Here is a 21,007-nt window from a genome sequence, read left to right on the forward strand (position 1 = left end):
CCAGCCCGGGCGCCCGCTGTCGGCTCGAAAGGGCGTCAGGAACGGCGGCGGCCCGGGCGGTTAACGGGCCGTCGGAACGGAAATAACCTCGTCGGAGCGCTTCACAATGCGCGGCAATTCGCGGGCAAATGCCGGATTGCGACCGGTTGAAAGGTAAAGAGCGGGCAATATTTCCCCCGCGAACGCCGCTTTCCACGCGGTGCGGGCGTCTACGCTTCGTCGGCCTGTCCGCCTCTCGCGCCGCCGAAGGAAGAGCACCCAGTGAGCACACCCCAGCCGGGCCAGTACCCGCCGCCGGGCCAGTACCCCCCGCCCACCGGGGGCTACCCCCCGCCGCAGCCCGGCCCGTACGGCCAACCCGGCCCGGCCCCGTACGGCCAGCCCGGCTCGTACCCGCCGCCCGGCCCGTACGGCCAGCCCGCCCCGGCCCCGTACGGCCAGCAGTACCCGCCGCCCCCGCCGCCGCCCGCCCAGTACGCCCCGCCCGGGCAGCAGTACCCGCCGCCCGGCCAGCCCGTGGTGTACCCGCCGCCGGGCGGCTACCAGGCGCGCACCGTGTCGCGCTGGCGGCCGAAGCAGGTCCTGACGGTGGTCGCGGCCGTCGTCGGGGCGCTCGTCCTCGGCGCCGTCTGGCTGTTCGCGCCGGACGACGGCGCGGACAGCGCCAAGGTCGGCGACTGCATGTACAAGTCCGGCGGGACGTCGACCCGGCCGACCCTCACCGTGCTGCCGTGCAGCGACAGCAAGGCCGTCTACAAGGTGGTCAAGGTCGTACAGAGCTACGACCCGTCCGCCTGCGACGGCCTGCCCGAGGAGACCGGGCGCTACTCCGAGTCGAGGAAGCGCAAGGCCTTCACGCTCTGCTTCGTCGCGAAGACGCCCTGACCCCTCCCGGCCTGCGGTTTTATTCGGAGCGCGGCGCCCCCGAGGGTGGTTAGACTCCGAACCCCTTCACCCGCGGGCCGAGAGGACGGTGTTCCCCATGCGCTGGTCGCAGCTGTACGTACCCACTCTGCGGGAGGACCCGGCCGACGCCGACGCCGCGAGCCACCGCCTGCTGGTCCGGGCCGGCTACGTGCGGCAGTTGGCGGCCGGCCACTACTCGCTGCTACCGCTGGCGGCCCGGGTCCGGGCCCGGATCGTCGCGGTGGTCCGCGAGGAGATGGAGCGGATCGGCGCCCAGGAGTTCCTGCTGCCCGCGCTGCACCCGGCCGAGCTGTGGCGGCGCACCGGGCGCTGGGAGTCGATGGGCGAGGAGATGTTCCGCCTGACCGACCGCAAGGGCGCCGAGCAGGCCCTCGGGATGACGCACGAGGAGGTCTTCGCGCACCTCGCCGAGGAGCTCCGCTCGTACCGGCAACTGCCCCAGACCTGGTACCAGTTCCAGACCAAGTTCCGGGACGAGGCGCGCCCCCGCTCGGGCCTGCTGCGGGTGCGCGAGTTCACCATGAAGGACTCGTACAGCTTCGACCTCGACGAGGCCGGGATGGCCCGCTCCTTCGAGGCGCACCGGCTGGCCTACCTGCGGATCTTCGAGCGGCTCGGGCTGCCCGCGTTCGGGGTGCGGGCCTCCAGCGGGGCGATGGGCGGCAGCGGGTCGGTCGAGTTCATGAGCCCCTCGGCGGCCGGCGAGGACCTGGTGGTGCGCTGCCCGGGCTGCGGCTACGCGGCCAACACCGAGAAGGCGCTCTCCGCACTGCCCGCCGTCGCCGACCCGGCCGAGCGGACCGAGCGGACCGGCCCGGCCGAGCAGACCGAGCGGACCGACCGGAGCGACCAGGCCGGGACGTTCGCGGTCGAGGAGTTCGCGACGCCCGGCGCGCGCGGCATCGAGGAGCTGGCGGAGCGCCACGGCATCGCGCCCGAGCGGCAGCTGAAGACCCTGGTGCAGGTGGTCGACGGCGCGCTGACGCTGGTGCTGCTGCGCGGCGACCACGCGCTGGTCGAGCAGAAGCTGCTGGACGCGCTGGGCGCCTCGGCCGCCCGCCCCGCCACCGCCGAGGAGATCGCGGCGGCGCTCGGCGCCTCGCCCGGCAGCCTCGGCCCGCTCGGCGGGCACGGCCTGCCCGTGCTCGCCGACGAGGCGCTGCGCGGGCGCACCGGCCTGACCTGCGGCGCCAACCGGGACGGCTTCCACCTGCGGGGCGTGTCGATCGGGCGGGACGTCCGGGTCACCCGCTGGGCGGACCTGCGCGAGGTCACCGCCGGCGAGCCCTGCGCCGAGTGCGGCGCCGCGCTGGAGGTGCTGCGCACCATCGAGGTCGGCCACATCTTCCAGCTCGGCCGCCGCTACACCGAGGCGCTCGGCGTCGCGGTGGCCGGCCCGGCCGGTGAGCGGGTGGTGCCGCTGATGGGCAGTTACGGCATCGGCGTGGAGCGGCTGCTGGCCGCCCTGGTCGAGGCGCACCACGACGAGCGGGGCATCCGCTGGCCCGCCGCCGTCGCCCCGTTCGACCTGGTGCTGACGGTGCTGCCCGACCGGGGCGGCGCGGTCGCCGAGGCCGCCGAGCGGCTGTGCGGCGAGCTGGGCGCGGCGGGCGTGCGGGTGCTGCTGGACGACCGGGCCGAGCGCCCCGGGGTGAAGTTCGCGGACGCCGAACTGATCGGCGTGCCCTGGCGGCTGACCCTGGGCGCGCGCGGGCTGGCCGCGGGCACCGCCGAGCTGACCGCCCGGGCGGACGGCTCGACCCGGGAGCTCGGGCTGGACGCGGCGGTGCCGGAGCTGCGCGCGCTGGCCGGCTGAGCCGCTTCACCGCCGCTCCCCGCCGCTCCCTCGTCCACCCCTCTCGCCGCCCCTCTCGCCGCCCTTCTCCCCCTGCCCTCGCCGGTCCGCTGCCGTTCCCTCGCCCGTCCCCCGCCGGGGCTCCCGGGTGCGGATCGGCGGCGGATTCGGTGGAGACTTCGTGCCGGAGGGCGCTGCGGCCGGCCCTGGCCGCCCGTCGGCCCGGCGGGCGTGTGTCCGTGCCTTAACAGCAGGTTGCGCGCCATGACGTTCCGGCCCGCGGCGGCGGCCTAGCAGCTCGTCGGGCCCCAGCCGGACGGTTCGTCAGAAAAAGCCGGGAACTCGCGCGTTGCTCCCTCCCGCCCGGCTGCCCCTGTGGTAAATGGCCCGGTGGGAGGCGGTGCGGCGGCCGGATCCGGCGTCCGGGCGGGTGCGTTGACCGACGATCAACGCTCTGACCTGGGCTTCCAACTACCCTTGTGCACGCCGGAGGAGACGGATCTTCACGTCGATGTGGGCGACCGTTCACCTGTTCGCCCGATGATACGATCATCCCGCTTGGGGGAGCGGCGGGTTCACCCTGCGATGACGGGGATTCAGCAGTCGGCCGCCAGTCGCCTGAAGAGAGTCTTATGACGAAATACACAGCGAACCCGTTGCTCTGGGTTCTCTTCCTCGTCCTGGCCGCCGCGGTCCTCGTCGTGGTCCGCCAGCGCAAGGCGTCCGCGGCACTCCGACAGGAGATCGGCGGGCTCCGGGAGCACTACACCGACCTGGAACACCACTATACGCAGTCGGTCGCCTCCGCTCAGGAACAAGCTGACGAAGCGACCAAGACGGTGTTGAAGTCCGCCATGCGGACGCTCCAGGGCCTCGCGGCGGAGCAGCAGTTGATCCTCTCCCGCCTGCAGGACAAGTACGGCGAGTCGGTGATCCTGCAGGACCTGCTGGAGGTCGACCACACGAACTCCCAGTTCGGCCGCCGCGCCCAGTCCATCGCCGTCCTGTGCGGCGGCTGGCTCGGCCGCCACCGGGACGTCGCCTCGGTCTACGACGTGGTGCGCTCCGCGCAGGGCCGCATCCGCCACTACCGCCGGGTGGAGATCCTCTCCCAGGTGGACTTCGGCGTCTCCAGCCGCGCGGTGGAGCCGGTCGCCCTGGCGCTGGCCGAGCTGCTCGACAACGCGACCTCGTACTCCAGCCCCGACACCGTGGTGGAGATCAACATCCGCACCGTGCCCAAGGGCGTGGTGATCGTGGTGGACGACGCCGGCGTCGGCATGAACGACGAGGAGCGGAACCGCGCCGAGCGGCTGCTCACCACCGAGCGGGTCACCGGCGTCAGCGGCCTCGGCAACCCGCCGCAGTTCGGCCTCGCCGTGATCGGCGTGCTCTCCGAGCGCTTCGGCTTCGAGGTGTCGGTGGACTCCTCCTCCCCGTACGGCGGCGTGCGCTCGGTGCTGCTGCTGCCGCACGAGCTGCTGACCGGCGTGCCCGAGCGGCGCTCCCAGCCGCCCGCGCCGCAGGCCGACCGGCCGCAGCTCGACCGGCAGCAGGCGCAGGCCCCCGTGCCGCCCGCCCGACCGGTGGCGCGCCCGGCGGCACAGCCGGCCGCCCCCGCCGCCGCGGTTCCCCCGCAGCCGATCGAGTCGTACGGCTCCACCGAGGACGGGCTGCCGATCCGCCGCCGCAAGCGGCCGATGGCGATCGTCCCGGCGACCGAGACCGACCCCTACGGCGCGCCCGTGGCGCCCGCCGCCGGCGCGTCCCGCTCCGGGGCGCAGACCGCGGCGATGCTGGGGGCTTTCCAGCGCGGCACCAGGTCGGGTCGGGCGACGCAGCACGACGACGCGCACCAGACGACCAGCACCCGCGGTACAAGCAGTGAAGGGCATGAGTTCTCGTGAACGACGATCTGTCTTGGATGCTCGACAGCGCGCTGGAGATCCCGGGGGCCCTGCACGCGGTCCTGATCTCCGCCGACGGCCTGCTGATGGCCCGCACCAGGGACATCGACAAGGACAACGCCGACCGGGTCGCCGCCGCGATGAGCGGCGTCCAGTCGCTCAGCCGCTCGCTCGGCTTCTTCTGCGACAACCCGACGCAGCGCTGGCAGCAGACCCTGGTGGAGTTCGACGGCGGCTGGGTGTTCCTGATCTCGGCCGGTGACGGCGCCTACCTGGGCGTCTCCGCGCTGCCGGACGTCGACATGCAGGACATCACCTTCCGGATGCAGCAACTGGTCGGTCAGCTGGGCAAGTTCCTCGCCGCACCGCCGCGCGAGGACATCGGGCTCCGCCGGTGAGGGCCGAGGGGGAGGACTTCGAGTTCGAACCCGTGGACTTAGTCCGCGCCTACATCATCACCAAGGGCCGCGACCTGCCGGACGAGCAGCAGCTGTCCCTGATCACCCTGGTCACCGCCACTCCCGAGGAGCGCCGCCGCCCCGGCCGGCTCACCCCGGAGGAGCAGCGGCTGCTGGACATCTGCTCGGCCGGCTACCTGTCGGTCGCGGAGGTGGCCGGCCACACCCGGCTCCCGCTGGGGGTGGTGCGCATCGTCCTGGCCGCGCTCACCGACAGCGGCCACCTGATGACCCGTCCGCCGGTCCCGAGGGCCCGGACCGCCGACAAGGACCTTCTGGAGGAGGTGCTCAATGGGCTCCACCGCAAGTTCGGGTGACCGGCGCGGGCTGACCACCGACGACTACGTCGCCGGCGGCGCGACCCAGACCGCCGTGAAGATCCTGGTGGTCGGGCACTTCGCGGTCGGCAAGACCACCTTCATCGGCTCGATCTCCGAGATCGAGCCGCTGTCGACCGAAGAGACCATGACCCAGGCGGCCGAGGCCGTCGACGACCTCAAGGGCGTCCGCGGCAAGACCACCACCACGGTCGCGCTGGACTTCGGCCGCCTCACCCTCAGCGAACGCGTGGTGCTGTACCTGTTCGGCACCCCCGGCCAGACCCGCTTCGTCCAGATGTGGGAGGACATGGCCCGCGGCGCCCTCGGCGCGCTGATCCTGGTCGACCCCGAACGGCTCGCCGACTCCTTCCCCGTCATCGACCTGATCGAGCAGTACGGGCTGGACTACGCCATCGCCGTCAACCACTTCGACGGCAACCCGGAGCGCGCCGAACGGGCGCTGCGGGAGGCCCTCGACCTGCTCGACGAAACCCCGGTCGTCACCTGCGACGCGCGCAACGAGCAGTCGTCTGCCGCCGCACTCACCACTCTCGTCCGCTATTTGCTGGACCGCGCCAGCTAGGAGCAACACGCAGCCATGGACACCCACTCCTCCGCCCCGGTCCCCCCGCCCGGGTGCCCGGCCCACGGCGGCCGAGTGCCGCTGTACGGGGCCGAGTTCGCCGCCGACCCGCAGTCGTACTACGACTACCTGCGGCACTACGGTCCGACCGCTCCGGTCGAGATCGCCCCCGGGGTGGAGGCCACCCTGGTGACCGAGTACTCGGCCGCCCTGCAGCTGCTGCAGGACCCGTCCTCCTACCGCCGGGACTCCCGGCGCTGGCGGGACCTCAACGAGGGCCGGATCCCGATGGACAGCCCGGTCCTGCCGCTGCTGGTCTACCGTCCGAACACCCTGTTCACCGACGGCGCCGAGCACCTGCGGCTGCGCCAGACCATCACCGACTGCCTGGCCCGGATCGACCAGCGCCGGCTGGCCCGCACCACCCGGCAGACCTCCGACTTCCTGATCGCCCAGTTCGGCTACCGCGGCTCCGCCGACCTGCTGAGCTCGTACGCCAAGCAGCTGCCGCTGTTCGTCTTCAACCAGCTGTTCGGCTGCCCCGCCGACATCGGCGACCGGGTGATGTTCGGCATCGCCGGCATGTTCGACGGCATCAACGCCGAGAAGGCCGCCCAGGTGATGTTCGGCGCGATCGGCGAGCTGATCGCGCTCAAGCGCAGCCGCCCCGGCGACGACGTCACCTCCTGGATGCTGCAGCACCACGCCAACCTCACCGACGAGGAGATGACGCACCAGCTGGCCGTGCTGCTGGGCGCCGGCGCCGAGCCGCTGGGCAACCTGATCGGCAACACCCTGCACCGGCTGCTCACCCACGACACCTACGCGCACCAGGGCGGCCTGATCGACGAGGCGATCGACGACACCCTGTGGGAGAACCCGCCGATCACCAACCTCGGCCCGCACTACCCCGCCGCCGACGGGGAGTTCGCCGGCCAGAAGGTGCAGGCGGGCGAGCTGCTGATGGTCAGTTACGCGGCCGCCAACAGCAGCCCGATCCTGGCCGCCGAGCGCCGCGCCAGCAGCCGCGCCCACCTGGCCTGGAGCGCCGGACCGCACGCCTGCCCGGCCAAGGACCCGGCCCGGCAGATCGCGATGACCGCGCTGGAGAACCTGTTCAACCAGCTCCCGGACATCGAACTGGCCGTCCCCGGCGAGATGCTGAGCTGGCGTCCGGGCCCGTTCAACCGCGCCCTGGTCTCGCTGCCCGCCCGGTTCACCCCGGACGAGTCGGTGCGGCGCCCGCAGGCCGCCACCGAGGCCCCCGCCAAGCCCGCGCAGAGCGCCAAGTCGACCGAGAAGATAGGGCGTTGGAGCCAGTTCCTCAACTGGCTCGCCAAGTGACCTAGGCAACATTTATGTGCCCATGATTACGGCATGGACCCCCAAAAACCCGGGTAATCAGCGCGAATGCCGATGCCATATGCCGTGGCATCGATGTTTCCGGAGAACAGGAGGGTGTTATGGACCACATATCCAGGAACACCGCCCAGACCCGCGGCCCGCTGGTTCCCGGGCCGACCGTCCCCGGTCGGCTCCCACTCGGCACCGACGTCCCCCGGCCCCTCGGCCGGGGGACGTCGGTGTTGCCACCCAGACCCGCCGGACGCACGGTCGGGAGCCACACGGCACGTCAACTGCTCGCCCTGTCCGAGCTGGTGGGTCTGGACGGGGGCGACTCCGCGAGTTACGCCCGCGCCCTGACCGATGCGCTCGGGCCGGTGGTGCACCGGACCCTCGACCTGCCGCCCGCCGTACCGACCTTCCTCTCCGACGACCACACCCCCGTCGAGTTCTCGCTGTCGATGTCCCCCGGCGGCACCCCCGCCCTCCGGGTGCTGCTCGAACCCGCCAGCGGCTTCGGCGACCTCGGCGAGAGCAGCCGGCTCGGCCTGCGCGCGCTCCGCTCCCTCGCCCGCCGCTGGGACATCGCCACCGACCAACTCGACCTGGTCCAGGACCTCTTCCTGCCCGACGACCCGCAGGGCAGCTTCGCCCTCTGGATCGCCCTGGAGCTCACCCCCGGCGGCACCCCCCGGATGAAGGTCTACCTCAACCCCGCCGCCACCGGCCCCGACCGGGCCGCCGCCACCATCCGCGAGGCCCTGCGCCGGCTCGGCCACCACCAGGCGTACGACAGCCTCCCGCCCGCCGACCGGCTGCTCTTCCTCGCCCTCGACCTCGGCGCCTGGGAGACCCCCCGGCTCAAGGTCTACACCGCCCACCACGGGCTGCGGGCCTCCACCGTCGGCACCCTCAACCGGATGGCCGGCGGCCCCCCGGCCGCCGAGACCGAAGCCTTCCTGCACACCGCCGCCGGACTGCCCGCCGACCAGGACGCCGTCTTCGACCGGCGCCCCGTCCTGAGCTGCCACTCCTTCACCGACCCGGCGGCGGACCGCCCCAGCGGCTTCACCCTGCACGTCCCGGTCCGCGACTACGCCCAGGACGACCGCGAGGCGCTCGGCCGCGCCGAGACCCTGCTGACCCGGTACGGGATCGCCCCCGGCATCCTCGGCGACGCCCTCGGCGCCCTCACCCCGCGCCGCCCCGAGGACGGCGTCGGCCTGATCGCCTACCTGGCCATGGTCCACCAGGACGGACGCCTCCCCCGGCTGACCGCCTACCTCTCCTCCGAGGCCTACCGCGTCCGCACGCCCAACCGACGACCGACCGGTCCGCGCCCCGTCCGCTGAACAGCACCACCCGCCCCCGCATGCCCGCATGCGGCCCGCCGCACCGCGCCACACACGCTGCCCGGCGACGCCGCACGCACCGCACCACCCGTCCCCCGCACCGCGCCGGCCGTACGCACCGCACGCACCGCACGACCGGTCGGCCGCAGCTGCCGGCGAACACCCGTGACCCCCTGCATCACGGGCGTCCTCCGGCCCCCTCCACTGCGGCCGCCCGGCTACCCGGGCCTCCCGGGCTGCCCGGGCCTGCCGGCTAGAGCTCCGCGAGCCGGCGCTGGTAGGGCGTCACGTCGACGTGCACCGAGGCGCCCGCCGACAGGCCGTACCGGCGCTCGATCCCGGCCAGGAAGTCGTCGACCTCCTTGTGCATCACGTCGGCCGCCGGCAGCACCGACTCGCCCTTGGCCAGCCGCACCACCCAGCGCGCCTGCGCCTCCACCAGCCGGGTGATCGACCCCACCGGGCGGATCAGGCCCAGGAAGAACAGGCCCGGCCGGTCCGGGTCCACCATCCGCTGGTACAGCCGCACCGGCCCCCGCCCGCCCGCCGGGTGGTCCTCCGCCAGGAACGGCATCCGCCACCCGAACCCGGTGCAGAACACGATCGCGTCCGCCTCCTCCGTGCTCCCGTCCGTGAACCGGACGGTCGACCCGGACAGCGACTCGATGCCCGGCCGCGGCCGGACCGCCCCCTGCCGGATCCGCGGCAGGATCTCGTCCGAGACCGTCACCGGCGACTGGAAGATCCGGTACGGCGGCTCCGGCAGCCCGTAGTCGGTCAGCGGGCCGCGCGCCACCCGCAGCGCCTCCTCGATGAACTCCTGCTGCTCCGGCAGCGACTTCTCGGTGAACCACGGCGCCACCGCGATCGCGTCCACCGAGACGCCGAACAGCTGCTTGGGCACCACGTGCTGGCCGTTGCGCACCGAGAGCACCGTGCGCTCCGCGTGCCGCGACACGTCCGCCGCGATGTCCACCGCCGACGCCCCGAGGCCCACCACGACCACCCGGCGCCCGGCGAACTCCGCGCCGTCCACGTAGTCCATCGAGTGCAGCAGCCGACCCGTGAACGACTCCGCGCCCGCCGGCAGCGGGTTCGGCAGCAGCGCCACGTCGTGGTGCCCCGCCGCCACCACCACCTGGTCGAAGGTCCGGACCGACTCCGCCCCGTCCGCGCCCCGGCTCACCACCGTCCATATGCCGTCCGCGCCCTGACGCACCGACACCGCCTCGGTGCCGAACTCGATGTGCGGCAGCAGGCCCGCCCACTCCGCGAACTCCCGCAGGTAGACCGCCATGTCCCGGTGGCTCGGGTACATCCCGTGCTCCTCGTCCATCGGGAACGCCTCGAAGCAGGTCAGCTCCCGCGCACTGTTCAGGTGCAGCGCCCGGTACGCCGGGCCCGGCTCCCCCGCCGCCGACCGCCGCCAGATCCCGCCCACGCCGGGGGACTTCTCCAGGCAGACGAAGTCCAGCCCGCCCTCGCGCAACGCGTACGCCGCCGCCAGGCCCGACAGGCCCGCACCGATCACACAGACACTCACCGCTTACCTCCACGACTCGTCAGGAACCAACCGACCGCTTCCCCAACGATCTTGACTCCCCCACACGGACGCCCTTCACACCGGCCCCCGGAATCACGGGGCAGCCGCTCCGACATCCGACCATCCGACTGTCCGGTTGTCAGCCGTTCCGCCTTTCCCACCATCCGCCCAGCCGCTTATCCGCCCAGCCGCTCATCCGGTATCCAGCCCAGCCGATCCTCGGAATCTCCCACCATCCGACTTCCCTACCGTCCTTCTGACCGTCCGTCCTTCCATCCGTCTGTACGGTTGTCCGGTCGGCCACTGATCCGGTCGTCGGGCCGTCGACCCATCACACTGTCGAACTGTCGGGCTGTCGGAATGTCGGGCCGTCGGGATGTCGGACGACGGATGAGGGGGCGCCATGGCGGAGCACGGGACGGACCAGCCGTCCGCCTTCGGCCCGCTGCTCCGCGACCTGCGCACCCGCGCCGGGAGCAGCCAGCAGGCCACCGCCGCCCGCGCCGGGATCAGCGCCCGGGCGCTGCGCGACCTCGAACACGGGCGGGTGCGGCGGCCCCGCGAGCAGACCGTCCGGCGGCTGGCCGACGCCCTCGGCCTGAGCGCCGGCGAGACCGGCGCGCTGCGCGCGGCCGCCGCCCGCGGCGGCGAAGCCGACGGGCCGCCCGAGCCCGGCCGGACCACCCTGCTGGTGCTCGGCCCGCTCTCCCTGCGCCGCGGCCGCGACACCGTCCCGGTCGGCAGCCCCACCCTGCGCCGGCTGCTCGGCCTGCTCGCCCTCGCCCACCCGGCCGCCGCCACCCGGCAGGAGATCACCGACACCCTGTGGCCGTCCGGGCCGCCCGACTCGCAGCAGAGCCTGATCCACACCTACGTCAGCCAACTGCGCCGCCTCCTCGACCCCGAAGGACCGGCCCCCGCCGTCGCCCGCACCCCCGCCGGCTACCGGCTCGACCTGCCTCGCCACCGGATCGACCTCGGCCGCTTCGACGAACTCCTGGCCCGCACCACCTCCCTGCGGCACGCCCCCGACCCGGACGCCGCGCACCAGGACCTCACCCGCGCCCTGCGCTGGTGGCGCGGCCCCGTCCTCGCCGACGCCGACCCGGTCCTGCGCCGCCACCCCGCAGCGGTCGCCGCCAACGAACGACGGATCCGCGCCGCCCTGCTGCACGCCGACACCGCGCTGCTGCTGCGCCGCCCCGACCACGCCGTCCCCCTGCTGCGCGAACTCGCCCACACCGAGCCCCTGCACGAGGGCCTGCACGCCCGGCTGGTCCTCACCCTCGCCGCGAGCGGCCGCCAGGACGCCGCCCTCGACGCCTACGCCCGGCTGCGCGCCCGCCTCGACGAGGAGCTCGGCGTCACCCCGGGGCCCGAACTCCAGGACGCCCACCTCCGCGTCCTGCGCGGCCACCCGCGCACCACCCCCGCCCCGGCCCCCGCCTCCACCACCCTCCCCGTCCCCGTCCCCGCCCAACTCTCCTCCCCACCACGCCAGTTCGTCGGCCGCGACCGCCAACTGCGCGAACTCGACGCCCTGCTCCCGGCCGCCCCCGCCGACGGCTCCCCGCTCGTCGCGGTGGTCGGGCCGCCCGGCGTCGGCAAGAGCGCCCTCGTCGCGCACTGGGCGCACGGGCACCGCGACCGCTTCCCCGACGGCCGGCTCCACGCCGACCTGCGCGGGCACGCCGACCGGCCCCCGGCCCGGCCCGACACCGTCCTCGCCCGCTTCCTGCGCGCCCTCGGCACCCCACCCGACCGGCTGCCCGCCGACCCCGACGAAGCCGCCGCGCTCTACCGCACCCTGCTCGCCGACCGCCGCCTGCTGATCGTCCTCGACGACGCCCGCGACGCCGCCCAGGTCCGCCCGCTGCTCCCCGGCGCCCCCGGCTGCACCGTCCTGGTCACCGGCCGCGGCCGGCTCACCGGCCTGCTGGCCGGCGACGGCGCCCGCCGCCTCACCCTCGACCCGCTCGACCCTGCGGAGGGCAGCCTGCTGCTCGGCACCGTCCTCGGCCCCTCCCGGGTCGCCGCCGAACCCGCCGCCGCCCGCCGCCTCGTCCACGCCTGCGGCGGCCTCCCCCTCGCCCTCCGGATCGCCGCCGCCGACCTGACCACCCGCGGCACCGCCCTCACCGACTACGCCCCCGCCCGCCCCGACGCCGCCCTGCTCGCCCGCCTCGACCTCCCCGACGACCCGCACACCGGCCTCCGCGTCGCCTTCGACCGCTCCTACCGCGCCCTCCCCGCCCCCGCCCGCCACCTGTTCCGCCTCCTCGGCCACGCCCCCGCCGCCGGCCTCACCGCCGAAACCGCCGCCACCCTGGCCGCCACCACCCCCGCCGAGACCGCCACCCAGCTCGCCCGACTCGCCGACGCCCACCTCCTCCACGAACGTCCCCCCGGCCACTACCGGCTGCCCGGGCTGCTCCACCCGTACGCCGCGGGGCTGCCGGACGAGACCGGTCGGCCGCTTGACGTCAATCAACTGCCTGACGCCAAGCGGGCGAGCGACCTCGATCGCGACCCCGAGCACAATCAACTGATTGACCTCACTCGAACGACCGACCGCAAGGTGCTGCCCCTCCTCACTCCCTCCCTCTCCCGCACCCCCTCCCTCCCCCGCACACCCGCCCGGCAGCCCCAGCCCGGCCCGTACCCCGACGACATCACCGTCCTGGGCCTGATCTGCTGGAAGCTCGGCCGACTGCCCGAGGCCGCCGACCACTTCGCCCACGCCGCCCGGCTGCTCGGCGCTCCGAGCCGCGACGACGGCCCCGGCGGGGCGGCCGACCGGGAGGACCGCGACCGGGAGGACCGCGACCGGGAGGACGCCGACCGGGAGGCGATCGCCCGGACCAACCTGGCCGTCGTCCAGCGGGCGCTGGGGCGGCCCGCGGAGGCGATCCGGCTGCTCGGCGAGACGCTGCCGGTGCACCGCCGGCACCACAACCGGTTCAGCGCGGCGGTCGCCCTGACCTGCCTCTCCGCCGCCCACACCGACCTGGGCGACCACGCCACCGGACAGCTGCTCGCCCACAGCGCGCTCACCGCCGCCCGCGCGGTACGCCACCGGGCCCTCCAGGCGAACGCCCAACTCGCCCTGGCGGAGTCCCACTTCACCGCCCGGCGGACCGCCGAGGCGGCCGCGGCCCACCGCGAGGCGCTGGCGCTGGCCGAGGCGTCCGGCGACCGCCACCCGCAAGCCGCCGCCCTGGCCGGCCTGGCCGCCGCGCTGCTCGACACCGACCCGCGGGCCGCGCTGCGCACCGCCGAACGGGCGCTGGCGCTCGCCCGCGCGGCCGAGTTCCGGGTGCTGGAGGGCGAGGCGCTCACCGTCCTGACCCGGGTCCGGGCCCGCCTCGGCGATCCGCACACCGCGCTGTCCCTCGGCCGCGACGCCCTCGCCCGGCAGCGCGAGACCGGCCACCGCCCCGGCGAGGCCCGGGCCCACCTCGCCCTGGCCCAGGCCGCCGCTGCGCTCGGCTCCGACGCCGAGGCCGTCCGGCACCGCCGGGAGGCCCTGCTGATCACCCGGGCCGCGGCCGGCAGCATCCCGCCGAACTGACCCGGAAGTTCCCCGGAACTTCCGCCCCGCCCCAAAACCCCACCCCCACAGGCCAGTTGCCGCGCCCGACCGCTCTGGTTCCGCTACAGCCGACCGCACAGCCCGGCTCCCTACGGTGGTCGCACCTCCCCGCCCCGGACCCCGAGGTGACACCTTGAGCCGCTACGACCGACTCGCCCACACCCCCGCCGTCCGCCGCCTCCAGCAGGAGATGGGCAGCGCCGCCGCGGCCGACCGCCGCCGGCACGCGCCCGGCGGCGACCGGCCCGACCCGCTCACCGACACCGAGGCCGCCTTCGTCCGCAGCCTGGACGGCTTCCTGTTCGCGACGGTCAACGAGGACGGCTGGCCGTACATCCAGTTCCGCGGCGGCCCGCCCGGCTTCGTGCACGTCCTGGACGCGCACACCCTCGGCTACCTCGACGTCCGCGGCAACCGGCAGTACCTGACCACCGGCAACCTGCGCGGCGGCGACGGCCGGGTCGCCCTGTTCTTCCTCGACCACGCCCGGCAGGCCCGCCTCAAGGTCTTCGGCCGCGCCACCGCCGTCCCCGCCGCGCAGGACCCGGCCCTGGCCGAGCGCCTCGGCACCCCGCGCACCGAGGGCCGGGTCGAACAGCTCGTCACCGTCCGGGTCGAGGCGCACGCCTGGAACTGCCCCAACCACATCACCCCGCGCTTCACCGAACGCGAACTCGCCGACGCCCTGAACCCGGTCCGCGACCGCCTCGCCCTGCTGGAACGGGAGAACGCCCGGCTCCGCGCCGAACTCGCCGCCCGCACCGACCCCTCGAAGGACTGACCCCGCCGTGTCCGCCCACCTGACCGACCAGCCCGCGCCCTCCTCTCCTTCCCCCTCGTCCCTCCCCTCTTCCTCCCCCTCCCCCGAACCCGCCATCTGGTCCCGCAACTTCCGCCGCTACTTCACCGCCCGCAGCGCCGGCCTGCTCAGCTGGGCGATGCTGCCCGTCGCCGTCTCCGCCGGACTGCTGTCCGCCGGGCACGGCCTGGACACCGCGGGCTACGCGATGGCCTTCCTGGTCGCCCCGTTCGCCGGCCTGGTGCTGTTCGGCGGCGTCCTCGCCGACCGGTTCACCGCCCGCCGGATGATGATCATCGCCGACCTGGCCAACCTCACCGCGCACGTCCTGCTGGCCGTCCTGTTCTGGCACGGCGTCGACCGGCTCTGGCAGCTGTACGCCCTGCTCGCGGTGGCCGGTACCGCCAACGCCCTGTTCCAGCCGGGCGCCTCCTCGACCGTCCCGCTGATCGCCCGCGACGTCCAGGGCGCCAACGGCGTGCTGCGCACCTCCGAGGCGATCACCGGCCTCGGCGGCCCGGCCCTGGCCGGCGTGCTGGTCGGCTTCGGCTCCACCGGCGCGGTGATGGCCCTCTCCGCGCTCGCCTACGCCACCAGCGCCGCCTGCCTGTTCGCGCTCCGCCTCGGCACCGTCCCCGCCCCGCCCGCCGGGCACTCGCTCTGGCACAACCTGGCCGTCGGCTGGCACGAGTTCCGCTCCCGCGACTGGCTGTGGAGCGTCATCCTGATCTGGATGGTGTACGCCGTCCTCGCCTGGGGCCCGCAACTCTCCCTCGCCGCGGGCGTCATCGTCCCCGCCCACGGCCCCACCGCGTTCGGCCTGATCAACTGCGCCCTCGGCGCGGGCACCGTGGCCGGCGGCCTGCTCGCCATCCGCTACAAGCCCCGCCGCCCGCTCGCCGCCGGCGCGGTCGCCATGTTCGCCTACCCCCTCTACCCCCTCGCCATCCTGCTGAACGCCCCGGTCTGGCTGCTCGCCGCCGCCCAGGTCCTGGTCGGCGCCGGCATCGGCGTCTGGGGCGTCATGTGGTCCACCGCCGTCCAGACCCAGGTCCCCGGCGAGGTCCTCAACCGCGTCCACGCCTACGAAGTCGCCGGCTCCGTCGGCCTCTACCCCCTCGGCTCCGCCCTCACCGGCCCCGCCACCCACGCCTTCGGCACCACCCAAGTCCTCACCGCCGGCACCCTGGTGGCCCTCCTCACCCCCCTCGCCCTCCTCCTCACCCGCCCGATCCGCACCCTCCCCCGCGTCCCCGACCGCCCGGCCGACTGACCCATCCCAATCGCTCCACGGTCAAAACCCAGGGCCAGTGGCGAGCCCGAACTCCATCGAGTCCAGGGCTCGACCAGCCCCTGCCCCACAAGTCACCACCACCTTGGTGGGAGGTGGCCTATGCCTCAGACTCGACGACCTCGACGGTCTCGCCCGCGAAATGGGCAGCGATCCGTTGCCGTGACTGCTCGGGAGACATCAGGCTCGGCGTGGGCATGTGATGCGGGTGGGACCACCAACGCCCGGGGTGAAGCTCGTCCCACGGAGGGCGCTTACCGGTCCGTCGACGCTCAGCCCCGGGGTCATGGTTACCGAAACCGTCGATGACGCTGTTCCAAACCGGCCGAGCGTCTTTGATCATGACTCGTTCGGCAAGGGATACGAAGGCTTCGATGGCGACCAGGTAGCGGACCTTGAAGTCGGTTATATTCAGGTCTTCCACTTGTTCGATGGATATCCGGTGCTCGCCGAGCCGGTCCCACAACGGGCAGCCGATCTTCGACGGATCCGCGTTGCCCTTTCGGGTACCCACAGGACGCGCCTGGCCGACGTAGATCGGTCTTTCGGTGCCACGAATGGCTTGATAGAGCGGGTGAGAGCCGGTGTAGTAGAGCGCGTATACACCCGCCCCCTTCATGATCGCTATGGAGTCGAGCCGTTCCGGAGTGTGCTTCAGCAGTTCCAACTCGACACTTCGGCCGAGATTATCCAGCTCAAGCGGGTTATACGGCGTTGGTTCCAGCGCCTTGGCCTGCCAGTTCTTCGGCTTTACGGGCTTGCTCGGCCAACGCTCCGGCGGGGTTGCCATCGGGCTTCCTCTCATGATCCACATCTCGGCGTCCGAGCCCGGGGAACCCGGCTACTCCGGGTCCGCCGCTTCCGAATCCGCTTCGTCGACGGGCTCGTCACTGACGGACTCCGCTTCGGGCTCCGCGTCGACGACCTGACCACCGCGGTAATACCGCCACGCGCTCTTGTAGTGCGCCGGACTGTCGTCGTACATGATCACGTAGCCCATGAGCGCGGCAATCTGCCACCCGTCGGGCATCTCGGCGGAGATCAACCGGAAGACCTCGTCAGCCGTCATCCGGTCGGCCGAAACCTGGATCACCCGCTTCTTGAACTCGGCGGATTTCCCGTACCTGAAGTTGTACGGAAGGCCCGCCTTCACCCTCTCCAACAGGTCATGGAGTGTGAATTCACCGACCTCCAGCCCTTCGACAGGCCGCCCGAGATCAATGGGGAACAGTACATCGAAGTGATTCCGCTTCAGGATGGTGCTGTCCCGCTGGCGGCCAGGGTCCTTGTTGCCGAAGCCGTTGTTGTTCCAGGGAATATTTCCCATCTCCTTGTGGTGGCTGATCAACAGCTGCTCCGGGGCGAGCGCGGAGAAGTCCTCCGCCACATAGAGACATGAGAAGGTCATCTCACCCAGGGCGATCCGGCGACGGCCGGAGAGCTTGCGGAGGTGGTTGCGCAGTCGGGCCGGGAGGGACTTGTCGGCCTTGCCGACATATACGAACTCACCGTCCAGGTAGAGCTGGTAGACGCCGGCCCGCTCCTTGAGCTCCTTGATGCTCTCCTCGTGCAGCGGAGCCCGGTCCAGGCCTGCCAGCGCGGCCGCGAGCTGGTCACCGAGAGCCTTGGTGATACTCAGCGTGAAGTCCTTGTGGTACGGCGTCCCATCACCGGACTCCAGCACCGTCGCCATCGACACCACTCCCCAATAGACGTGATCAAGAAAACCCTATCGGTGCTCGCCACGCCCGGACGAGTTTTCCCGCCAGATGGCTTGAAGATCGACAACTCCGCGGTATGCTTTGAACATGGCTGAGCTGCGCAAAAAACCAAAGAATGACCGCACCGGTGTCGAACTGTTCGCCGGCGCGGGCGGCCTGGCCATGTCCGTACACCGCGCGGGGTTCCGCCCCCTGCTGTTCAACGAGTTCGCCAAGCGCGCCTGCGAGACCCTGGAAGCCAACGGGGCGGAGTGGCTCCCGGACGGCCAGAAGCCGACCCGGGCACCCGAGAGCGGCAAGAAGGTCCCCCTCGTGGCCGGTGACGTCCAGGATTTGGACATGAACTACCTGAAGGGCCAGGTGGACGTCCTCGCCGGCGGCCCCCCTTGCCAGCCCTTCAGTCTCGGAGGCGTCGCGAAGGGCGACGAGGACAAGCGAAACATGTTCCCGCAGATGTTCAGGGCCGTCCGCGAGATCCAACCCAAAGCGGTCATCTGCGAGAATGTCCGCGGACTGCTGCGGCCTTCGTTCAACGACTACTTCCAGTACATCCTGCGCGAGCTGGAGCTCCCCTTCGAAGAGCGCGCCGCAGGTGTGGACTGGAAGAAGCACGACGCGACCCTGCTGGAACGGCTCCAGCAGGAGCCGGAGGATGCCAAGAAGCGGTACCAGGTCGTCATGACACCAGTGAACGCGGCCGACTACGGTGTTCCACAGATCCGCAACCGGGTCATCATTGTCGCCTTCCGCCGCGATCTCAAGGTCGACATCGAGCTGTTCAAGGAGCTCGTGAAGCCGACTCACTCCGAGACCGCCCTGATCCGATCCATGATGGCCGGCGGCTACTGGGAACATCACGCGGATGTTCCGCCGCACGTCCGTGAGTGGGTAGAGAAGCGTCTGCCGAAGGTTTCACCCAAGGACGACGGGCTACTGCCCTGGCGCACCCTTAGGGACGCGATCAAGGGAATCGGCGACAACAAGCCGCTGCCGAAGATCACCGATGACATGCTGGACCGGACCGAGCGCTACATCGAGGGTTTCACGGAGCACATCGGGTGGCCGGGAGCACGCATCTACGACGGCCACACACCCAACGAGTTGGACCGTCCTGCCAAGACCGTCAAGGCAGGCGTCCACGGAGTACCGGGCGGCGAGTCCGTCATGCTCACCGATGAGCTGATGCCCGACAAAATCACTTACAAGCACCGGTACATGACGGTCCGTGAGACGGCTCGCGTGATGACCTTCCCGGATGACTGGGAGCTCAAGGGCCCCCGCGGTGAGAAGATGCGCCAGCTCGGAAACGCGGTCCCCGTACTCCTGGGGGAGGTTTTCGCGAAGGCTGTCGCCACCGTGTTGGACAAGGCGGAGGGGCGCCAGAAGTGACCGCGCCGACCAGTACGACACAGGGCCGTTGGAAGCACGGTTCACCGCCTGACCGTGCCTGGAAGGGACGGCCCCACCGCAGCCGTGAAGCACTGTCCGCCGAGCAGGACCGGGCCGCCGGCGGCCGCCATCGACGATCGGTCGCCCTCGCTGAAAGCCGATTCGCCAGAGCCTCTGTGGAACTGAAGCTACTGCCGAGCACGCGGCGCATCCGGGCGTATTTGCGCTGGTCGGACGCTGGCAAATCTCCCGCCCGCTATCTGGGTGAGGTCGAACATGACAACCGCGCGGCCAACCTCGCCGAAGGCTGGAAGCTGGCTCGGCAGAAAGGACTCCTGGCCGAGGAACCTCTAGCGGAGGGCTCCTGGGCGTCCTCAGCGGCAGTTCGATCCTCGATGCGAGGCAATCGGAACAAGGACACGAAGCCCGAACTCCGACTGCGCTCCCTGCTTCACAAGCGGGGCCTCCGGTATCGCGTGGCGGCCAGGCCGCTGCCAGAGCTGCGTCGCACCGCCGATGTGCTCTTCCCGAAACCGAAGGTGGCCGTCTTCGTCGACGGCTGCTACTGGCACGGATGCCCCGATCACCTGCGGGCCTCCAGCAAGAACGTGGAGTTCTGGCAGGCCAAGATAGAAGGAAACCGCGCTCGAGACAGAGAGACCGACCGCCTCCTCGGAGAGGCCGGCTGGACGGTCGTGCGCGTCTGGGAGCACGAGGATCCGGCCGAAGCGGCATCCAGAATCACGGCCATCGTCGGAAGGCCGACACCGGTGCGAGGGGACGCCAATCCTCCAACCGGGCCGAATACACCAGGGACAGCCGCTGGGGCGGGTGGCTAGAGTCATCTCATGAGTTACAGCCCCAGCGGATCGACCACCGCACCGAACTTCAATCCCTTGAGCCTCGATCTACTGAGCAGGAATCTCCGCGAAGAACTCGACCGTCGCCAGAAAATTCCACTCGATTCGGTCGAGAGGTTCACCGGGGCAGGGCTTTACGCGCTGTACTACAAGGGCGATCTCCCGCTGTACCAGAAACTCAAGGAAGCAGACACCCCGATCTATATCGGAAAAGCTGAGGCAGGGAACAGTAGCTACGGTTATCCGCCGGACCAGTCCAAGCCGAAGCTCTTCGATCGTATAGCAGATCACCGCGCAAGCATCAATCAAGCATCCAACCTCGATGCCTCACACTTCGACGTGCGCTACCTAGTCCTGGATGACATTTGGATCGTCCTGGGAGAGCGCGCGCTACTGCGCGCCCACAGCCCTGTACTGTGGAACACCCTCATGACAGGATTCGGCGCCAACGCATCAGGGATGGACAGGAAGAACGGTCGATCCATCTGGGATTCCATCCACCCAGGGCGAGCACGGGCAAAAGATTCACTCTGCTACCGGAAGCACAGTCGAGCTGAACTCGTGGAGATGATTTCGAAGGGAATTGAAATTTCCCTCATGCCTCCGGGAAGCTCGCGGAGTGCAGCCCTGGAAAATCTCAGGAACCAGCCCCAGAAAATTATCTGGTCAGCATCCAGGGGCGATGACAAGCGAACACTGGTCTACCGGGTGGATACTTTCATCGAGGAGAACGAGTACTTCGAGGTCTCGGTCGATGCCACAACATGGCGCCACGCCAATGAGATCGAAGAGGCATCGCACGGCGAATGACATGCCCCAGCATTAGGAGAAGCCCCAGGCCGTTGGCCTGGGGCTTCTCCCGTGGAGCGGGTGACGAGAATCGAACTCGCGCTCTAAGCTTGGGAAGCTTTTGCCCCGAATCGGTCATTTCCGCAGGTCAAAAGCCTTGCAGGCTCCTGCTCGGGGCGTCGTGGATCATGGAATCCTTGACCGCCGCCGGCCCCGGCATACCGCCCCTACTCGCGCAACAGTCGCGCACGACGCTCCACAACCGCTTCGATTCGCCGCCTCGAAGTCGCCCCGATCGCGCCCCGGCGCAACCGATCGAACAGCCACGAGACACCGA

Annotated in this window: 17 protein-coding genes; 14 read left to right on the plus strand and 3 right to left on the minus strand. The window is 71.6% G+C overall.

From position 1 onward, the window contains the following. The first annotated feature begins 261 nt into the window (after positions 1–261). The 8 genes from KSE_RS43630 to KSE_RS18685 all read left to right on the plus strand — a co-directional run bounded on the left by KSE_RS43630 (position 262) and on the right by KSE_RS18685 (position 8,686). Positions 262–885, plus strand: coding sequence for an LppU/SCO3897 family protein (locus KSE_RS43630; protein WP_014136884.1), 624 nt, complete (start codon positions 262–264; stop codon positions 883–885). 97 nt (positions 886–982) lie between these two features. Then, positions 983–2,743 (plus strand): proline--tRNA ligase, encoded by a 1,761-nt coding sequence (locus KSE_RS18655; protein WP_014136885.1) that lies wholly within the window; start codon positions 983–985, stop codon positions 2,741–2,743. Between the two features lie 611 nt (positions 2,744–3,354). Then, positions 3,355–4,629 (plus strand): sensor histidine kinase, encoded by a 1,275-nt coding sequence (locus KSE_RS18660; protein WP_014136886.1) that lies wholly within the window; start codon positions 3,355–3,357, stop codon positions 4,627–4,629. Beyond that, complete coding sequence (locus KSE_RS18665) at positions 4,626–5,027, plus strand: roadblock/LC7 domain-containing protein (RefSeq protein ID WP_014136887.1); 402 nt, start codon at positions 4,626–4,628, stop codon at positions 5,025–5,027. Before KSE_RS18660 ends, KSE_RS18665 begins: the two co-directional genes overlap by 4 nt. Beyond that, the gene (locus tag KSE_RS18670) at positions 5,024–5,404 is read left to right on the plus strand and encodes a DUF742 domain-containing protein (RefSeq protein ID WP_014136888.1); all 381 of its coding nucleotides are present in this window, start codon (positions 5,024–5,026) and stop codon (positions 5,402–5,404) included. Before KSE_RS18665 ends, KSE_RS18670 begins: the two co-directional genes overlap by 4 nt. After that, positions 5,379–5,990, plus strand: coding sequence for a GTP-binding protein (locus KSE_RS18675; protein ID WP_014136889.1), 612 nt, complete (start codon positions 5,379–5,381; stop codon positions 5,988–5,990). The genes KSE_RS18670 and KSE_RS18675 overlap by 26 nt, the downstream gene beginning before the upstream one ends. Positions 5,991–6,005: 15 nt before the next feature. Continuing rightward, positions 6,006–7,334, plus strand: a complete 1,329-nt coding sequence (locus KSE_RS18680; protein ID WP_014136890.1) for a cytochrome P450 — start codon at positions 6,006–6,008, stop codon at positions 7,332–7,334. Between the two features lie 242 nt (positions 7,335–7,576). After that, positions 7,577–8,686, plus strand: a complete 1,110-nt coding sequence (locus KSE_RS18685; protein ID WP_202523324.1) for a tryptophan dimethylallyltransferase family protein — start codon at positions 7,577–7,579, stop codon at positions 8,684–8,686. Positions 8,687–8,939: 253 nt separating this feature from the next. Here the strand turns inward: KSE_RS18685 and KSE_RS18690 are convergent, their stop codons facing one another. After that, positions 8,940–10,229, minus strand: a complete 1,290-nt coding sequence (locus KSE_RS18690; protein ID WP_014136892.1) for a flavin-containing monooxygenase — start codon at positions 10,227–10,229, stop codon at positions 8,940–8,942. 403 nt (positions 10,230–10,632) lie between these two features. Between KSE_RS18690 and KSE_RS45865 the strand changes: the two genes are divergently transcribed. The 3 genes from KSE_RS45865 (at position 10,633) to KSE_RS18705 (ending at position 15,893) form a co-directional block, all read left to right on the plus strand. Beyond that, on the plus strand, positions 10,633–13,800 hold the full coding sequence (locus tag KSE_RS45865) for a BTAD domain-containing putative transcriptional regulator (protein ID WP_014136893.1): 3,168 nt from the start codon (positions 10,633–10,635) through the stop codon (positions 13,798–13,800). Positions 13,801–13,954: 154 nt separating this feature from the next. Continuing rightward, a complete protein-coding gene (locus KSE_RS18700; protein WP_014136894.1) occupies positions 13,955–14,602 on the plus strand; it encodes a pyridoxamine 5'-phosphate oxidase family protein in 648 nt (215 codons plus the stop codon). A gap of 7 nt (positions 14,603–14,609) precedes the next feature. Further along, positions 14,610–15,893: an MFS transporter gene (locus KSE_RS18705; RefSeq protein ID WP_014136895.1), complete on the plus strand. Its 1,284-nt coding sequence runs from the start codon at positions 14,610–14,612 to the stop codon at positions 15,891–15,893. Positions 15,894–16,011: 118 nt separating this feature from the next. On the opposite strand, the gene KSE_RS18710 is transcribed toward KSE_RS18705, so the two are convergent. Beyond that, positions 16,012–16,701 (minus strand): Eco29kI family restriction endonuclease, encoded by a 690-nt coding sequence (locus KSE_RS18710; protein ID WP_231873184.1) that lies wholly within the window; start codon positions 16,699–16,701, stop codon positions 16,012–16,014. Positions 16,702–16,752: 51 nt separating this feature from the next. Next, positions 16,753–17,604 carry a GIY-YIG nuclease family protein gene (locus tag KSE_RS18715; RefSeq protein ID WP_014136897.1) on the minus strand — a complete coding sequence of 284 codons (852 nt, stop codon included), beginning with the start codon at positions 17,602–17,604 and terminating at the stop codon, positions 16,753–16,755. 115 nt (positions 17,605–17,719) lie between these two features. On the opposite strand from KSE_RS18715, the gene KSE_RS18720 reads away from it, so the two are divergent. The 3 genes from KSE_RS18720 to KSE_RS40155 are packed head-to-tail and all read left to right on the plus strand — an operon-like array spanning position 17,720 to position 20,691. Further along, complete coding sequence (locus KSE_RS18720) at positions 17,720–19,021, plus strand: DNA cytosine methyltransferase (RefSeq protein WP_014136898.1); 1,302 nt, start codon at positions 17,720–17,722, stop codon at positions 19,019–19,021. Beyond that, entirely contained in the window at positions 19,018–19,860 is an 843-nt protein-coding gene (locus tag KSE_RS41290) for a very short patch repair endonuclease (protein WP_106437683.1), read from the plus strand. Before KSE_RS18720 ends, KSE_RS41290 begins: the two co-directional genes overlap by 4 nt. Before the next feature lie 9 nt (positions 19,861–19,869). Next, complete coding sequence (locus tag KSE_RS40155) at positions 19,870–20,691, plus strand: Eco29kI family restriction endonuclease (protein WP_014136900.1); 822 nt, start codon at positions 19,870–19,872, stop codon at positions 20,689–20,691. Positions 20,692–21,007 lie beyond the last annotated feature (316 nt).

The organism is Kitasatospora setae KM-6054 (assembly GCF_000269985.1).
Classification (GTDB): Bacteria; Actinomycetota; Actinomycetes; order Streptomycetales; family Streptomycetaceae; genus Kitasatospora; species Kitasatospora setae.